The sequence below is a fragment of the Taibaiella lutea genome (assembly GCF_008629695.1).
GTDB lineage: Bacteria > Bacteroidota > Bacteroidia > Chitinophagales > Chitinophagaceae > Taibaiella > Taibaiella lutea.
In genome coordinates, this window is the sequence record NZ_VWSH01000002.1 from 69,947 (window position 1) to 87,719 (window position 17,773).

Annotated in this window: 9 protein-coding genes and 1 tRNA gene; 3 read left to right on the top strand and 7 right to left on the bottom strand. The window is 41.5% G+C overall.

The features are described 5' to 3' along the window. Positions 1 to 33 precede the first annotated feature (33 nt). The 3 genes from F0919_RS07700 to F0919_RS07710 all read right to left on the bottom strand — a co-directional run bounded on the left by F0919_RS07700 (position 34) and on the right by F0919_RS07710 (position 4,464). Positions 34 to 1,266 (bottom strand): BaiN/RdsA family NAD(P)/FAD-dependent oxidoreductase, encoded by a 1,233-nt coding sequence (locus tag F0919_RS07700; RefSeq protein WP_150032825.1) that lies wholly within the window; start codon positions 1,264 to 1,266, stop codon positions 34 to 36. Then, the gene (locus tag F0919_RS07705; protein ID WP_150032178.1) at positions 1,256 to 2,683 is read right to left on the bottom strand and encodes a serine hydrolase domain-containing protein; all 1,428 of its coding nucleotides are present in this window, start codon (positions 2,681 to 2,683) and stop codon (positions 1,256 to 1,258) included. The genes F0919_RS07700 and F0919_RS07705 overlap by 11 nt, the downstream gene beginning before the upstream one ends. Positions 2,684 to 2,796: 113 nt before the next feature. Continuing rightward, positions 2,797 to 4,464 (bottom strand): glycoside hydrolase family 3 protein, encoded by a 1,668-nt coding sequence (locus F0919_RS07710; RefSeq protein ID WP_150032179.1) that lies wholly within the window; start codon positions 4,462 to 4,464, stop codon positions 2,797 to 2,799. Between the two features lie 267 nt (positions 4,465 to 4,731). On the opposite strand from F0919_RS07710, the gene F0919_RS07715 reads away from it, so the two are divergent. Further along, positions 4,732 to 7,836 carry a DUF7619 domain-containing protein gene (locus tag F0919_RS07715; RefSeq protein ID WP_150032180.1) on the top strand — a complete coding sequence of 1,035 codons (3,105 nt, stop codon included), beginning with the start codon at positions 4,732 to 4,734 and terminating at the stop codon, positions 7,834 to 7,836. A gap of 424 nt (positions 7,837 to 8,260) precedes the next feature. Here the strand turns inward: F0919_RS07715 and F0919_RS07720 are convergent. From F0919_RS07720 to uvrB, 3 genes are all read right to left on the bottom strand, one after another. Then, a tRNA-Leu gene (locus F0919_RS07720) sits at positions 8,261 to 8,344 on the bottom strand. Positions 8,345 to 8,572: 228 nt separating this feature from the next. Further along, a complete protein-coding gene (locus F0919_RS07725; RefSeq protein ID WP_150032181.1) occupies positions 8,573 to 9,160 on the bottom strand; it encodes a hypothetical protein in 588 nt (195 codons plus the stop codon). 593 nt (positions 9,161 to 9,753) lie between these two features. After that, positions 9,754 to 11,784: an excinuclease ABC subunit UvrB gene (gene uvrB / locus F0919_RS07730; protein WP_150032182.1), complete on the bottom strand. Its 2,031-nt coding sequence runs from the start codon at positions 11,782 to 11,784 to the stop codon at positions 9,754 to 9,756. Positions 11,785 to 11,959: 175 nt separating this feature from the next. Between uvrB and F0919_RS07735 the strand changes: the two genes are divergently transcribed. Beyond that, positions 11,960 to 12,796 carry a glycosyl hydrolase family 18 protein gene (locus tag F0919_RS07735; protein ID WP_190277310.1) on the top strand — a complete coding sequence of 279 codons (837 nt, stop codon included), beginning with the start codon at positions 11,960 to 11,962 and terminating at the stop codon, positions 12,794 to 12,796. 347 nt (positions 12,797 to 13,143) lie between these two features. Here F0919_RS07735 and F0919_RS07740 read toward each other — a convergent pair whose 3' ends face one another. Then, positions 13,144 to 15,162, bottom strand: a complete 2,019-nt coding sequence (locus F0919_RS07740; RefSeq protein WP_150032184.1) for a T9SS type B sorting domain-containing protein — start codon at positions 15,160 to 15,162, stop codon at positions 13,144 to 13,146. A gap of 160 nt (positions 15,163 to 15,322) precedes the next feature. On the opposite strand from F0919_RS07740, the gene F0919_RS07745 reads away from it, so the two are divergent. Next, positions 15,323 to 17,482, top strand: coding sequence for a S46 family peptidase (locus F0919_RS07745; protein WP_150032185.1), 2,160 nt, complete (start codon positions 15,323 to 15,325; stop codon positions 17,480 to 17,482). Positions 17,483 to 17,773: the final 291 nt, after the last annotated feature.

Sequence of the window (17,773 nt, forward strand, 5' to 3'; positions counted from 1 at the left end):
GAATAAAGGTTGCCCGGGCGTAAAAAAATATTTTTAAGATGCGGCAATGTGCTTTGCTGCAATAAAACCTGTTGTCCATGCATTCTGAAAATTGAAGCCGCCGGTAATGCCATCGACATTCAGTATTTCTCCGGCAAAATATAAACCGGGAATAATGCGGCTCATCATAGTATTAGCGTCTATTTCACCAAGGAGGATACCGCCTGCTGTTACAAATTCTTCTTTGTAGGTTGTTTTACCTTTTACTTCCAATTCGTAAGCACAAAGGTTTTTGATAAGCTTGTTTTGCTCCCTGGCGGGAAGTTCTGCCCAGCGTATATTTTCATCAATGCCGGATTGTGTGCATAGAAATTCCCAAAGACGGGAAGGGAGGCCAAAAGGGTTTTTGTTGATAGTTTTTTGGGAAGCCAGTATTTTTCTTTGAGATAATATTTCTTCCCGTAATGTTTCTTCATTGAAGGTTGGCAGCCAATTAACCTGAATAGTAAAGTCCCAGTTTCTTTGTTGCAACTCTCTTGCGCCCCATGCGCTTAAACGCAGTATGGCAGGACCGCTGAGACCCCAATGTGTAATAAGGACAGGCCCCTGTTCTTTTAATTTTGTACCGTTAATTTTTACCTGTGCTTCTTTAACACTGATACCCATTAATTCCACAATAGGATGCTTTGGTATATTAAACGTAAAAAGAGAAGGAACGGGTTCTTCAATGGTATGGCCTAAATCTTTCAGCCAATCGAACATGCTGCTCTTTGGAAAGCCGCCACAGGCAATGGTTATAAAATCTGCTTGTAATGTTTTCTGATTTTTTAGTTGTAACTCAAATTCATATTCTTCCTTACGGATGCTTTGTACATCCGCATTCATTCTGATGTCGATATTATATTTACGCGCTTCGTTTAACAGACAGTCGATTATAGTTTGCGAGTCATCGGTAACCGGAAACATGCGTCCGTCCTGTTCTGCCTTTAAGACTACTCCTCTTGATTCAAACCATTCTATGGTGTCGCTGGTGAAAAACTGATGAAAGGTCTTCTTTACAAACTTTTCGCCACGCGGGTATTTTTTAGACATTTCGCTGATACTGAAACAGGCATGGGTAACATTACAACGTCCGCCGCCACTTATTTTTACCTTGCTTAAAAGCTTTGTGGATTTTTCCAGCAGTATAATATGAAGGGCAGGATTTTGAATGGCTGTATTGATGGCGCAAAAAAATCCTGCAGCACCGCCGCCGATAACTACTAATGTCTTTTTGTTATTTGCCATAGCCCAATGCCTGATAGATATAGGTTTGCGCTTTTGTACGAACACCTAAAGTATTGATGAGATTATTGTCTGCAGTCGGGTTTACTCTGTTGGACAGGAATATAAAGGTGATGCCTGTTTCAGGGTCTGCCCATGCACAGGTGCCTGTAAATCCCTGATGACCGAATGTGGTTTTGGAACAAAGATCGGATGCAGGGCCACCATCGCCTTTGCTTTTATTTGGTTTGTCAAACCCTAATGCACGACGGCTGATGTCGCTGTTGAATCCTGTGAAGGTCTGTAATGTAGATGTTTTCAGGTATCTGCGTCCTTTATAGGTGCCGCCGTTAATAAGCATCTGAAGGATAACTGCCATGTCTTTTGAATTGCTGAATATGCCTGCATGGCCTGCAATACCGCCCAGCATGGCCGTTCCCGGATCGTGCACGTAGCCTTGTATTAATTGAAAACGGAAGTACTGATCATTTTCAGTTGGCGCACATTGTTTTGTAAGGCCTTTTCTCCAGGGATTAAACATGGTGTATTTCAATCCTAAAGGTTGATAGAAGTTTTCATAAACGTATTGAGCCAATGGTTTACCGCTTACGGCTTCTGCTACTTTTTGCAAAAAATAAAAATCAAGGTCGCTGTAAACGTATCGTCCCTTATTCTCCAGTGGGCTTGCGAGGATTTCTTTCCAGATGGTATCTCTGTAAGTATTTAAAATAAAATCGTTGGCTGCAACGGGTGTCCTGAATAAAGTATCTGCGCTTATGTGGTATAAATCTTTGCGCGGGCCTCCGGTAGCGGTGTCGAGTGTTGTTTTATAAAATGGAATCCATGCTTTTAATCCTGCCTGATGCAGTAGCAATTCGCGTATGGTAAGGTTTTCTTTATCGGTACCGATGGTAAAGGGAAGGTAATTTTTGAGATAACTGCTGAGATTGATTTTCCCTTCTTCATACAGTTTCATGACGGCTAATGTGGTAGCGGCAACTTTTGTAACAGAGGCAATATCGTATAGGGTACTGTCTGTTACGGGCTGAGATTTATCATAGGTAAAGTAGCCGAAGTTCTTTTTATAAATAATCTCGCCGTCTTTGGCTGCAAGAATCTGGCAACCGGGGAATACACCCTGATTGACGCAATTATTAATGAAAATGTTGAGGGTATTGATGGCTTCAGGATTGACAATAGCTGCTGCATTTCCGGAACCGTTCCCATATAAGGTGTGTGCCTCTTCAAAATCGCCTACATCGGACAGTGTTGTTGCATCGGTTACAAGCTTGGTTTTCCCCTTGGTTTTCTTTCCTTTCGGTTTCTTCTTTGAGGAAACACGTTTGGCATGTGTTGTTTTATGCTTTGTCTTTTGTGCAAAGACGGGTGCGTTTGAAAACAGCAGGCAAAAGGATAAGAGATAAAAAAGGATTCTTTGCATCAGGGAAATATTTTTAATAATTACGGTTGTATTCCGGATTCGGGAATGTTATGCGATATTCACATAACGCGAAAGGCTTACCAATGTTACTTAGTAATTATAAGTTTTGAAATTTATTTGCAGGGTTTAACGGGCAGTTCACCTTTCGCTTTCAGTACGCCGGTCATTACTTCAAATGCAGCTTCCTGTGTGTAGGTATCATCTTCGTAGCCGACAATTATGCTGCCGGCGTTGCAGATGTTCTTTAACGCGTAGGCGTTGCCCATAACTGCGAATATGGCATTTTTATTTTTGGAAAGCTGTTGCAGGAAAGCAATCTGCACATTATCCAGACCATAATTGCCTTCTTTGCCGGGATACAATGCGAGGTTGTGTAATCCTATGATAATAACATCTGCTGCTTTTGTTTTCGATAATAACTGAGCTGCGTCGTTAGTGTTGCTATTAGACGGAAGGGTTTGCGTTAGAAGTTTCGGAAATTTCTTTTGCAATTGTGTTAAGAGCTGATTTTCAGCGTTGGTGCCGTTCACATTAATGTAAGCCACTTTTACATTCTTCAGTTTTAGTTTATCGAGGGTTTTGTCCCTGTCTTTTACTAAGGTAATTGCAGCTCTTGAAATTTTTTCTATAATGGCATTGCTTTTGGCATTAAGATCGGCGGTCACGTTGTTTTCGTCAACGGCTGTAAGGTTATTTAGTCCTGCGTCGTATTTAGCTGCCAGTATTTTTTTAACTCTTACTTCCAGATCAGCTTCGGTAGCGGTTCCAAACTTTATTGCATTCTGAATTTTACTTATAGCCAATGGTACATCCTGAGAAAAAAGCAATACATCGTTACCTGCAAGGAATGCTCTCAGGTCTGTTTCGCCATCGGGATAGTATTTGGTAAGGCCCTTCATGTTCAGAGCATCTGTAAACACCAAACCTCCAAAGCCCATTTCTGTCTTCAATAAACCTGTGATGATGTTTTTAGAGAGGGTGGAGGGTGTATTGGGTGTGGTATCTAATGCCGGAAGGCTTAAATGTGCTACCATTACGCTTTTTATACCGGCGGCAATGAGTTTCTGAAAGGGATATAATTCGAGTTCGTTTAACTGTGCTTTTGTTTTATTGACTACGGGCAAATCGAGATGAGAATCTACGGCAACATCTCCGTGTCCGGGAAAATGTTTGGCGCATGCCATAATACCATTGTCCTGCAGGCCTTTCATGTATGCAATGCCGAGTTTTACAACCCATTCTTTATCGTCGCCGAATGAACGGAAATTGATAACGGGATTGGCGGGATTGTTATTGACATCTACTACGGGTGCAAAATCAATGTGTACGCCTAAACGTTTGCATTGCGCAGCTATAGCGCTTCCCATTTCATACATCAATGCAGTGTCGTGTGTAGCGCCGAGCATCATCTGGCGGGGGAAATTCTTTACACCTGTAAGGCGCATACCGAGTCCCCATTCTGCGTCCATGCCTATAAGTAGTTTTACGGGGCTTAATGCCTGCCACTGGTTTGTAAGCCTGGCCTGGGCTTCAGGTGTGCCCTGCATAAATATTACGCCGCCTATCTGCCTTGCTTTCAGCAGCTTTTCAATATCGGCGGCATTGGCTTTTTCGCCACCGCTGTAGGCAGCCACCATAAATAGCTGTCCGATTCTTTCTTGTTCGGACATACTGTTATAGACGCTGTCTACCCATTTATTCCTGAATTCAAATTGTTGTGCTGATGCTTTGAGGTCAAGAAAGGTAACCAATGACAGCAGGAATATAAAGGCTTTACTCATATCCGGGAATTTGAATTGAAAATTAAGATTTTTAGTGCGAAAGGGGAGGACAAATTTACACCCATTTTTTTACAAGGCTTGGGTTGGAATAACTAAAGAAATAAGGAATGCTTGTTTTTTGGTTTTATAACACGGGGTTTCATAAATGGTTTGTCTTATGGCTGCTTATAATTATTTAAAAGAAAAGAGGGAATGACTAAGGGTAAAAATGTTAAATGGTTGTCATAGGAGACGAACAACCATTCTTTTCACGCAAATAATCATCTTATGAAACGTAAACTTTATTCACTGCTAACAGGACTGGGCTTTGTGCTTATGGCACAGTCTGTTATGGCGCAAGTAACTTTTGTGCTGACTCAACCGCCTTGTAATAATGATGGTATTCTTACTGCAAGTTTTAATAACCCAACCCCTCCTCTGACGGTATCGTGGCATCTGGCTAACGGAACGACGATTACGCATACGGGCGTGACGGGAACTTCTGATGTATTGACGGGTTATTCGGGCATTGCGGTAACTGTAATAGCAAGTACTTCTGCGGGTCAGGGCCAGGATGGTATCTTCCAGGGGGCAGCTCCTTTTTCTTATCAGGTGGCGACTGCGAATGCTATTTGCCCGGCGTTGGGATCTGCCACGGCTACCGTTACCGGCGGAACTGCACCTTATACTTATCAATGGCTCGATGCGTCTTCTACTATCGTAAGCACTTCAAATCCGGCTTCGTTGCCGAATGGTGTTTATCAGATTATTATTACTGATGCCAACGGATGTATATCAGGCTCTTTTAATAATCCTTATGATTCTATTTTTGTGCATTCGGAGGCAGCATTTAACTATACTGTTTCTGCTACGGCTGCCAATTGTACCAATGGTACTGCAACTGTGGGCAGTTTTACGGGTACAGGTATGTTGCCTTATACTTATTTATGGTCTAATGGTGCAACTTCTTCTTCAATTACAGGGCTTACACAGGGTAATTATTTTGTAACTGTTACAGATGCGCAGGGTTGCCAGCGCACAAAGGACAAGCATGTTACACAGGCCGTTACTATTAATGCAAATGCAACGCCTACAGCTGCAACGTGCATACAAAATAATGGCTCTATCATTACATTCGGTTCGGGTGGAGTAACGCCTTACAGTTATCTTTACAGTAACGGGGCCAATACACAAAGTGCAACGGGTCTTTCTTCCGGTCTTTATAATGTAACGGTAACGGATGCAAACGGATGTACGGGGTCTACGGGTGTATATGTAGGTAGTTCCACGCCTGTTAATGTAACTTACACTTCAACATCAAGCGCATGTGCAAGTCCTACGGGATCTGCCACATTGAATGTGACCGGTGGTGCTGCTCCTTACACTATTACTTGGAGTACATTCCCGGCTCAGACAGGGGTTACTGCAAATAATCTTTCTGCGGGTACTTATTATTTTCATGTTGTAGATGCAAACGGATGTGTACGGGATGGTGCAGTGGTTGTAAATCCGGTGACTGTCATCAATGCGACTTTAACTGCAACAAATGCTATGTGTACGCAATCTAACGGTAGTATTACGGTAACCCCTTCGGGTGGTGCAATGCCTTATACATATAGCTGGAGCAATCCTGCTGCTTCCGGGAACAATCCTACGAATTTGCCTGCTGGTTATTATAATGTAACGATTACGGATGCCAATGGTTGTTCTGTTACCAAATACCGTCAGATTGAAGCTTCTTCTCCTGTTCATATTGGTCTGGCATCAACACCTGTTTCCTGTTTATACAGCAATGACGGAAGCATTAATGCTACAGTATGGGGCGGAACGGCACCTTATACTTATAGCTGGGGCAGCGGGCAAAGTACTGCAAATATAACAGGGCTGCATACGGGCGCTTATTATTTGTATGTAACAGATGCCAATGGCTGTACTGCAGATCAATCTGCTTATATTACGAATAGCCAGACAAGCAATAGCTGTTATTGTACTATTTCAGGTAAGGTATATAATGATGCAAATGGCAATTGTATCCTGGATGCGGGTGAAACGGGGATTGCCAATATTCAGATGCACTGTTCGGGAATGGGTTATACGTACACTAATAGTAATGGCGAATATTCATTTAAGGTGCCTTCCGGAACTTATAGTGTTTCACAAACTATTCTTGCATCTTATCCTTTGGCAGCATGTCAGAGCAATAATATTTCTGTTACTACGGTAGCGGCTTCGGGTTGTGTACAAACAGTAAATTTTGCGGATGCTGTTACGCCTTTGCATGATATTCATATCAGCCTGTGGCATACCAATGGTGCAGTACCTGGTAATTCGCATGAACAGATATGTGTTGTGAGCAATCAGGGAACGGTGCCGGAATCTACTATTCTTGCAGGTCTTAAGACAGACGGACAGATTGGTGCGGCAACTTTCTCACCATCAGGCATATTTGCAAATCCTGCCTCCAATTATTATTCCACTTCGGGCAATACGTTCCCAACGCTGGCTCCGGGCGGTTATCAGCAATTTACATTAAGCTATAATGTACCAACTAATATTCCATTGGGAACAAGTGTTGTATTTGATGATTCTGCGGTTTACAGCGGCCCGATGAGTACATGGGTTAATGATTATTCACCGTGGAATAATATAAACCATGTTACAGAAACGATTGTAAGTTCTTATGATCCTAATTTCATGCAGGTAAATACACAGGGACAGGGTATTCCGGGTTATATTTCCCGCAATGATTCTACTTTGAATTATATGGTGCATTTCCAGAATGAGGGAACTTATTTCGCACAGAATGTTGTGGTGATTGATACTTTAAGTGATAAGCTTGACTGGAAGTCGTTAAGGCCTATCTCCAGTTCGCATAATGCAAGTATTTCCATTGATGAAAATGGAGTGTTGAAATATACGTTCAGTAATATACAGTTGCCTGCAAAGATGAATGATGAGGCGGGTAGTAATGGTATGTTTGTTTACAGCATCAAATTGAAACCAAATCTTCCTTACGGAACCGAGATCAAAAATAAAGCGGGTATCTATTTTGATTATAACGAACCGGTTATTACCAACGGTGTGTTGAATACGCTGAAAGAGCCTACAGGTATTACTAATCCCGGAAACGTGAACAAGTTGGGCTTTGTTATTTATCCGAATCCTACGAAAACAAGTTTCACTGCGATGGTAGATAATAAGACAGCAAATGCTTCAACTGTTATTACTATTACTGATATCAGCGGCAGAACTATCCTGTCAAAGGAAATGGTTTTGCAGGTTGGTAAACAATTGATTGAAATGAATACGAATAGCCTGATTGACGGCCTTTATTTTGTAAACCTGAATGTTGCAGGAACAAAGGGAACCCAGAAACTGGTTATTGTAAAATAGTGTGTGTTGTCTTTTTTGTAAAAATGAAAATTGCCGCATTATTGCGGCAATTTTACTATAAGCAAGTTGAGCTAATCTGTATTTTGTTTGTGTTGGCAGGGGTAATACTATTGAATTTGCTTCCGGAAAATACGTTATCAAGAAATATAGCCCGTTCTCAAAACAATGTTATGAAGAAATGGTCATTGCTCTATATTTGAAACCGAATACAGAAAGAAGCAATGGGGGATTGTTGTTTCTGTAATATAAAAATAGTGTGGTGCTTGTTTTGGTTTAAAAATGAAAATTGTCGTCTAATAGCGACAATTTTTTTTGTTAAGCAGGTGCAGGTACAATAAGGCTTTTGTATGACTTTAGTTCTCGCGGCGGCGCAAGGTGGTTGTGATAAAAAAAGGGCCGGAATAATCCGGCCCTTTTTATTGGGTGCCCAAGACTGGATTCGAACCAGCACATCCTTGCGAACGCTGCGACCTGAACACAGTGCGTCTACCAATTTCGCCACTTGGGCATAAGTGGCTGCGAAAATAGGGTTATTATCTAATTATAGCTTCATTTTGCCCTGTAATTTTTTTTAGACGGGGTATTTATGAAATTTAATAGAGGGTCTTTAGCATATCCTTTTATGTGTTGTCCTCAAGATAGGGTTTCACCCTATCCTTTTCTATGTCGTACTTTCAGGACTTGTGGTGTGTGGGTTGCCGAATTTAATTATCCCGTATTTCAGCTATTTTATATCTTAATTGAGGGTTCTTGCAAATGCATTGTCGAAATGCAGCCTGCAAATCCAGATTTTGGATTTGTTTGGGTTTGGTTCGACGGATGTCAAAATTCCGCCGCAGCGAACATCTTTTCCGATAAAGTCGGCAGGATTGACTGGCGCGGCAAATTTAAAATACTCAAAGCAAAGGATGTTTGTCTGTGTATTGTTTGAAGTGGTGGTCGTGCCCTGGATGGTGCCGTTTTTTGTGATGAACTGCAGGGAATTAAATCCGTTTGCCGAACTATCGATGCAGGGGTGGGCGGGCATTACAAGTTGCTGACCGAGGTATTTCTGCGCATTTTTCGAAAAGGCATCGTATGTCATCTGATCGGATGTAACCATTCCTGCGGATGAAAATATATTCATGTAAATAACAATTCCTCTTAATTCGGATGAATCGTTTTGGGTAGTTGAAAGGAGTTTGTTAGTTATATCGAATGTTTCTTTAAAGTCTTCTTTTTCAATGGAGGGTATAATTGCTTTAAAATCCTCATAACTGATGGTCTGTGCATGAATTGTTGTGTTAAATAAAAGGGCAAAGAAGAGGATGAGGATGTTTTTCATTATGATAAAGGGTTGTTGGAATTATAGATTGAAGATATGTTTTTTGGCTGTTTTTCTAAATGAGGATTCGGTTTTTGCTAAATAATGGCATGAATATCGCCTTAAAGGCATATAAAATACCTATTTATCCTGAAATGGTATTTAAATTATTGATATTCATGTTTACTAATTAAAAATTGCATGCTTCTGTGTTAGCTCAGACTTACTAATTCTTCACTGACTATACGTGAATGATAACAGGAGCTATCATCTATGACAGCCTGACTATACTACAGTGATAACAGGAGCTATCATCTATGATAGCCCGACTATACCTCCATGATAGCAGGAGCAATCATCTATGACAGCCTGACTATACCTCCATGATAGCAGGAGCTATCATCCATGATAGCCCGACCATACCTCCATGATAACAGGAGCTATCATCCATGATAGCCCGACTATACCTCCATGATAGCAGGAGCAATCATCCATGATAGCCCAACCATACCTTCATGATAGCTCAGACTTACCGGAAAGTAACTCGGGCAATCGTTACTTTGGCTTGTGCAACTGATGCAAGTGTATGTTAATCAGTTTTTTAAAAGTGTTGATTATAATCCTTCAAGTAATTTCTGATAGCCGAACATCTGATCGCGCAATCTGGCAGCTTCCATAAAATCAAGGTCTTTGGCAGCTTTTTCCATCGCTTTTTTGGTGGCGGCAATGGCTTTCTCAATTTCGGGTCTGGTAAGATAAGCTACTTCTGTTTCTGCTGCAATATTCAGATTGCCTGCATCTTCAGATGTTGCATAAGGACTGTTTTCATTAAAACCTTTGATATCCAATACAGAGGTTTGCTGCATGATTTGCTCAATGGATTTTATAACGGTATGTGGTGTGATGCCATGTTCCTCATTGTATGCAACTTGTTTTTCTCTTCTTCTGGAAGTTTCGTCGATGGTGCGCTGCATGCTTACGGTTACCCTGTCGGCATAGAAGATGACGAGGCCGTCTACGTTTCTTGCGGCACGTCCCGCCATTTGTGTAAGGGAACGTTCATCGCGCAGAAAGCCTTCTTTATCGGCATCGAGAATGGCTACAAGGGATACTTCGGGCAAATCGAGCCCTTCACGTAAAAGATTTACGCCGACCAATACGTCAATATTGCCCAAACGCAGGTTCCGCAATATTTCCACACGTTCGAGGGTATCTACTTCCGAGTGGATATATCTTGAGTTGATATTGATTTTCTGAAGGTATTTGTCCAGTTCTTCGGACATTCTTTTGGTTAGGGTAGTCACCAATACACGGTCGCCTTTCTTTATACGGTAATCAATTTCATCCAGTAAATCATCAATCTGATTGACAGAAGGCCTTATTTCGATAGGGGGATCTAAAAGGCCGGTAGGGCGCACTACCTGTTCTACTACTACGCCTTCGGAATGGTCCAGTTCGTAGGCGGCGGGTGTGGCGCTTACAAATACTGTCTGGTTCAGCATTGTTTCAAATTCGTAGAAATTCAAGGGTCTGTTGTCCAATGCGGATGGAAGCCTGAAGCCGAAGTCAACGAGGTTGAGTTTGCGGGAACGGTCACCGCCGTACATGCCGCTTATCTGCGGAATGGTAACGTGGCTTTCATCTACAAATAATAAAAAATCTTTTGGGAAATAATCTATCAGGCAGAAGGGTCTTGTGCCGGGCATGCGCCTGTCAAGGAATCTTGAATAGTTTTCAATGCCGCTGCAATAACCGAGTTCCTGAATCATTTCAATGTCATAATTCACTCTTTCTTTGATGCGCTGGGCTTCAATGTGTTTTCCGATGCTTTTGAAGTATTCGACCTGTGCCATCATTTCATCCTGTATTTCGTGAATGATTGCGGCCATCTGGTTTTTGGGCGCCATATACATGTTTGCCGGGAAGATGGCGGCGTTGTGCATTTTGCCGATGCGTTTGCCGCTTTCTATTTCGAAGCTTTCTATTTCTTCAATTTCATCGCCAAAGAATGTAACTCTGTATCCATAATCGACATAAGGAAGGTTAATATCGACGGTGTCGCCTTTTACCCTGAATGTGCCTCTTGTAAAGTCGCCCTGGCTGCGGTTATACAAAGAGTTGACCATGCTGTGGAGGAATGAATTACGGGGAATGTTATCGCCTACGTTGATGCGGATGATACCGTTTTCATATTCGGTAGGGTTACCCATACCGTAAATGCAGCTTACGGATGCTACTACTAAGATATCCCTGCGGCCGCTCAATAAGTTAGTTGTAGTCCTTAAACGGAGCTTCTCGAGTTCTTCATTAATGGCAAGGTCTTTTTCAATATAAGTATCGCTCACCGGCATATATGCTTCGGGCTGATAATAATCGTAGTAGGAAACAAAATACTCTACGGCGTTATTGGGGAAGAACTGCCGGAACTCGCCATAAAGCTGAGCTACAAGTGTTTTGTTATGGGTCAATACCAGAGTGGGTTTTTGCACCTCCTGAATGATATTGGCCATGGTAAAGGTTTTACCGGAACCGGTTACACCTAATAGTGTCTGAAATGCTTCACCTTCTTCAATGCCTTTGCTCAATTCTTTGATGGCATCCGGTTGGTCGCCCGCGGGCTGGTATGGTCTTTCTATCTTAAACATAGCTTTACGAAGTTAGGCAATCGAGGTGTATTATTCAGTAATAGTAAGGGGAACAGAGATTGTTAAAAAAGCAGTAGGGAGAATGAGTATTTACACCTGATTGTATAAATGGGTGTATGTGCTTTTAATAATGTGTTTCTTATTGGTGAGTTTTGTCTTACAAAAACTACAAGCTATGAACACACTCTCAAGTAACCGCGTGGTTGTATATCTGCAATCGCAGGAAAATCTGAATTTGCTGCCGCAATGTTATGCAAACCTTACTGCAATCAATCTTTCTTCTTTCCATTTCGGCTGGTCAAAAACGAAGCCTACGTTGCCTTATATCCACCTTAATGATAATATGCCGGGAGACCCGATGTTTGATTCGTTATGGGCGGACATGAAAGCGGCACAACAGAATGGTGTATTGCTGATTGCTATGCTTGGCGGTGCAGGCGGGGCTTATACGACTCTTTTCAGTCAGGGTAATTATGAGGTTTTTTATCCGATGTTTGTCAATATGCTGAAGAAATATAATTTTCAGGGTGTGGATCTTGATGTGGAGGAGCAGGTTTCGCAGGCAGATATTGAAAAGCTGATTGCTGATTTAAGAAAAGATTTTCCGACAGATTTTTACATTACTTCTGCGCCGGTTTGTTCGGCTCTTCAATCGGGTAACAATGATCCGTTTTCAGGAATAAACTGGTATTCGATAAAGGATAGTATCGATTGGTTTAATGTGCAGTTTTACAGTGGCTTCGGCAGCTTGTCAACTCCTGATGATTATAATTCTATAATTGATAATGGCTTTTCTGCCAGCCAGATTTTAGGAGGGGCGCTGACTAATCCGGCTGATGGCGGCGGTTATGTGGCTATTGCTACGGTAGCTCAGACTTTACAAACTTTAAACACGAAATATTCGGGTCAGATTGGAGGCGCAATGGGCTGGGAATATTTCAATGCGAATAATGCTTCTGAACAGGAAGATCCGGTTGGATGGGCAACTGCTATGAAAAACGCTGTAAGCTAAAAGAGCGTAACTTATAATATATATAAACCGAAAGCAGCATGAAAGTGCTGCTTTCTCTTTTTGGATGGTGTATGTAATAAAGCAGACAGGTAACTATATCCCATTTGGGCAAAAGAAATAATTTTCAAGTCGTTTTATATAGCCTTGAAAGGGTAAAAACATGGTAGCAATAGGTGTAAAATCATCGTTAACAGATAGGGTTTCACCCTATCCTGTTTTCTGCCGTCCTTGCAGGACTTGTAAATATATTGTTCAACGACTATGTAATTCCCAATCAAAGGATTAATGATATATCTGCACAAAAAAAGCTGCTTCGGAGGAAGCAGCTTTTAATATGAATATAATTATCATCGCAGTAATGTGACGTTCCCCGACCTTCGGTAACGTTCCTGTGTATTGGCACAGTTGGCATCCACTTCCCACATATAAACGCCCATTGGCGCGTCTTTACCATCAACGGTGCCATTCCATTTGCCGTGAGGATCTGTTGTAGAGAAAACTTCTTTACCCCAGCGGTCATAGATTTTGAAATAGTTGATTTTCACAAGTTCCTGATTCAATAAACCAAATTTGCCTGAACCGTCTATACCGTTTGGTTTGAATGCGTTTGGCAGATGAATGTCATCGCAAGGTGCCTGTACGAGTACGGAATCGATTGTTTTACAACCATCTGAGTTTGTAATGTTCAGGTAGTAGGTGATGTCGTAAGGAGGCCTCACTTTGGTTATCGGCATGAAACGGGATTCGGTAAAGCCGATATCCGGTAACCATTCGTAAGAATATTGTGTGCCAAGAGAGGTACCGGGACCGCCAAGAATAGTTGTAGAACCATCTCCTACGATTCTGTCAGGACCCGCATCGGCAGCTATTTTACTTACTGTTACATTAATCGGGGTTTTAACGATACAGTTATAGTTGTAATAAGTTGTTACTGTATATTGTACGGACAGGTTCGGATTTACGTGAACGAACTGACCCATTGTGGTATCGATATAATAATCAGGTGTCCATTTGAAGCTGTCGGCATCTAATGAAAGGGCCGATAGTTGAATGGTGTCTCTCTGACAGATTAAGGTATCATTGCTTATTGTCAAAGGCGTGTGTGCGTAAACATATACTTGTTCGCAATCGGTTTGCACAGTTGGTAAACCTTCGTTGATTGTAAGGAATACAGTGTATGTACCCGGCTCGTCAATTACAAATGAAGGAGGCAAACGCAAATCTGAAAAAGCAGGTGTTGCATTGGTGCAGGAAGGATAAATGATTTTGCTGATGGAATTATCTTCGTTGGTCGCCAGCATATACATAGCGCCGTTTTCCCTGCCGATATTACTCATATTGGCTATGGTTGTAAATCCTGCTACATTGCCTTTGTTATCGGCGGTAGGTGTATTTGCAATTGATTGGGCTTCCCAGTTTAATGTTACAAGGCTTGCTGTCCCGAAGTTCAATACGAAACCATAATAAGAATCGCAGTCTTTTGTGATAACAATTCCCACAGGTTCTTTAATACGGTTGCCTAAAGTACCCAAATCAACAACGAAAGGCACATTGGTAAGGTTGTTACCGAAAGAAATACGGTTTACGCTATTGGTTGCTCTGTTGGTGATAAATAAATGCCAGTTATCCAATTCCTGAATACCTGTAATGGATGTAACGTCATCGAAGTGCCCGTCAATGTTTCCGAGATTGGTAAGCGTGGGTGTTCCTGTAAGGTTTGTGCCGAAATCAAGGCGGAGTAATTCTTCATTTTTTGTAAATGTAAAACCGTACCAGAGGGAATCTTCTTTTACCATATACAATTCATGAGGGCCGTTTAAGGCACCGTCTATATTACCTAAACTTACTTCTGTAGGTAATGATTTCAATCCGTTGGGACCAAAATCGTAACGAATCAATTTTGAATTAGTGTTATCTGTTCCTGCTACTTCAAATAAATGCCATGCGCCATTATTAACAAGATAAATACCACCCGGATTAACAGCACCTTCGCCAATGCCGGTAATCATAGAAGGCAATCCGTTAAGGCCGTTGGCGTATTTCATACGTGCCAGACCGCCGCTCGCGTTGATGTGGAAAGAATAATAAAAGCTGTCGTCTTCCGCCATTACAATGCCGCGCGTATTTGAAACCGACTGAACGGGTCCGATATTATTACCGTTAGGTGTTGAAGCTAAATTCGGTGGGCAAAATGTCCAAAAATAATTTTGAGCAGTCTGGATAATGTTGAACGGTACTATCTCATGGCCGTTACAAACAGTGTCCGGTAATTTGAATAAATTAGGATCTGTTTGAGCATGCGTTTTCCCCGCAGGAATGAAAAAAGACAATAACGACGAAGCAAGTAATAGTAATCTTTTGCTCATACTTGAGTTTATGATATCAGAATAATGGAACAATATAATACGGTTTTTCAAGATTTCGATGGCATAGCTACCGAAATCTTAAAAAGATTGGCTAATGTAATAAGATTATTGGAAAATTCTGCAAACAATTACTATTTTTATTTCCAAAATAATAGAATACATGATGAAATATTTACATCCCAAGGCTGTTTTTGCATTGGCAATGAGTCTTATTTCTGCCGTTCCCATGCAAGCAAAAGAAGGTATGTGGCAGCCATCGCAATTCAAAAGACAGGAATCGGACATGCAGAAGTTGGGTTTGAAAATTCCGGTCGAGGCATTGTACAACACAGACGGCACAGGGCTTAACAGCGCTGTAGTATTGTTTGGAAAAGGCTGTACGGGCGAATTAATTTCAGGAAGCGGCTTGCTGCTTACAAACCATCACTGCGGTTACAGCGCTGTACAGGCTTTAAGCACTGATGCGGCCAATTACCTGATTAATGGTTTCTGGGCGAAGGATAAAAGTACGGAGTTGCCTTGCGCGGGATTGACTGTTTCGATTGTAACAAGGATAGATGATGTAACAGAATATGTGTTGAAGGGCATTAATGACACTATGCCTGAAGCACAACGAAATGAACAAATCAAACAACGTATTGCAGAGTTGCAAAGGGCTTATAAAAATATACAAGGGCTTGATGCTGATGTAAAACCTTATTATAACGGTTTGCAATACTGGGCTTCGGTAATGGAGACTTTTACGGATATCCGTCTGGTGGGAAATCCGCCTAATGGTATCGGTAAATTCGGTGCGGATACGGATAACTGGATGTGGCCGCGTATGACGGGCGATTTTTGTGTGTTCAGGGTTTATGCAAATAAGAACAACAAACCTTCCGATTATGATGTGAATAATGTTCCTTATAAGCCAAAGAAGTTTTTCAGTATCAATACTTCCGGCGTAAAGGAAGGTGATTTTACAATGGTGTATGGATTTCCTGCGCAAACACAGGAGTATTTAAGTTCTTATCAATTGAATCAGGTTCAGTACATTATTGATCCTATCAGAATTGAAGCGCGCCAAAAGAAGCTGGCTGTATGGGACGAAGCTATGCGTAATAATCCTGATGTATTTTTGAAATACGCTGCGAAGCAGGCTTCTGTCAGCAACGGATATAAAAAATGGCAGGGTGAGGTTTTAGGTCTTAATACATTTGATGTTGTTGGCAAGAAACAACAATTCGAAAAGAAATTCCAGCTTACGGCTATCGGACATGGCGATCAGCCCGGAGATGCGATGTTGTTGCCGCAAATGCAGGCTACCATCAGCGGAAGCGACAATGCGCTTATTGCTTCTGAATATACCAGGGAAACGGTTATGGGCGTAGAGGTGATTCAGCAAACTGCTTATTTGCAGAAGGTAATGAATCTTTACAGGTCTGATGTTTCCGGTATTGCTTTGTCTGACAGCCTTCAGAAAATGAAGACTGCGGTAAATGGTTTTTATAAAAATTATGATGCCGCCACGGATCATAAGGTGTTTGAAGTACTGATGCCTTTATATATGCAGCAAGGTTCTCAGGTGGTAGCGCCAAAAATGCAAGGTGTTTTCTATAATTCAGGTAATAATTTTACTTCATGGGGAAATAACGTGTTCAGCCATAGTATTGCATTGAGTAAGGATGCAATGAACCGTATTCTGGACAATGCGAATAAGAATGATTCTACTGAAATAAAGGATGATCCTGCATATCAGATTTATGCTGCGGTGGATGAGTTCAGCAAGAAAAGCATTGATCCTGTTTTGATGAGTACGAATAAACGATTGGCGCCTATGAACAGAATGTACCTGCGTCGCCAGATGGAATATGGTAATACGGGTAAAGATTTTTATCCGGATGCGAACCAGACTTTGCGCCTTACTTACGGGCCGGTGCAACGTGTTGAAATTCCGGGCAGTAATATTTATCAGACAACACTGGATGATTTGATGCCAAGGTTTAACCCTGCGGTAGAAGAGTTTAATGTGCCGCAAGGGTTGCGTGATTTGTATAATGCAAAAGATTATGGCCGTTGGGGTGCGAATGGTGTGATGCCTGTCAATTTTATCGCGTCTAATCATACAAGCGGCGGTAATTCCGGCAGCCCGGTATTGAATGCCAAAGGTGAATTAATCGGTATCAATTTCGATCGTATCTGGCAAGGCACGATGAGTGACCTTTATTATGAACCAAGTGTCAGCCGCAATATTTCTGTAGATATCCGTTACGTCATGTTTATTATTGACAAATATGGTAAGGCAGGTTGGTTATTGAAGGAAATGAAACTGGTGAATTAAATTTCTTAGCGAAATGTCATATTGGAAACGATGGGTTGTATATAAGTACAGCTCATCGTTTTTTAATGGATATATTCAAAGATGAATTGCTTAAATAAAGACCTTGTAAGGTGCAAATCTGCATGCGTACAAATACGGAAAATGGAAGGGAGTTTTACTGATTTTTAAAGGTCAGAAATTGTCAAAGCCTTAGTAATAAAGGCAAATCATATTAATTGTTCAAAAATACTTAACACAGGCATTAGGGAAATAAATAGGAACTTACTATGTTTATGATGAATTCAATTTATT

Excerpts from the sequence above, each read along its gene's own strand:
- F0919_RS07700 (WP_150032825.1), bottom strand. The coding sequence starts at position 1,266 with ATGGCAAATAACAAAAAGACATTAGTAGTTATCGGCGGCGGTGCTGCA.
- F0919_RS07705 (WP_150032178.1), bottom strand. The coding sequence starts at position 2,683 with ATGCAAAGAATCCTTTTTTATCTCTTATCCTTTTGCCTGCTGTTTTCA.
- F0919_RS07710 (WP_150032179.1), bottom strand. The coding sequence starts at position 4,464 with ATGAGTAAAGCCTTTATATTCCTGCTGTCATTGGTTACCTTTCTTGAC.
- F0919_RS07715 (WP_150032180.1), top strand. The coding sequence starts at position 4,732 with ATGAAACGTAAACTTTATTCACTGCTAACAGGACTGGGCTTTGTGCTT.
- F0919_RS07725 (WP_150032181.1), bottom strand. The coding sequence starts at position 9,160 with ATGAAAAACATCCTCATCCTCTTCTTTGCCCTTTTATTTAACACAACA.
- uvrB (WP_150032182.1), bottom strand. The coding sequence starts at position 11,784 with ATGTTTAAGATAGAAAGACCATACCAGCCCGCGGGCGACCAACCGGAT.
- F0919_RS07735 (WP_190277310.1), top strand. The coding sequence starts at position 11,960 with ATGAACACACTCTCAAGTAACCGCGTGGTTGTATATCTGCAATCGCAG.
- F0919_RS07740 (WP_150032184.1), bottom strand. The coding sequence starts at position 15,162 with ATGAGCAAAAGATTACTATTACTTGCTTCGTCGTTATTGTCTTTTTTC.
- F0919_RS07745 (WP_150032185.1), top strand. The coding sequence starts at position 15,323 with ATGATGAAATATTTACATCCCAAGGCTGTTTTTGCATTGGCAATGAGT.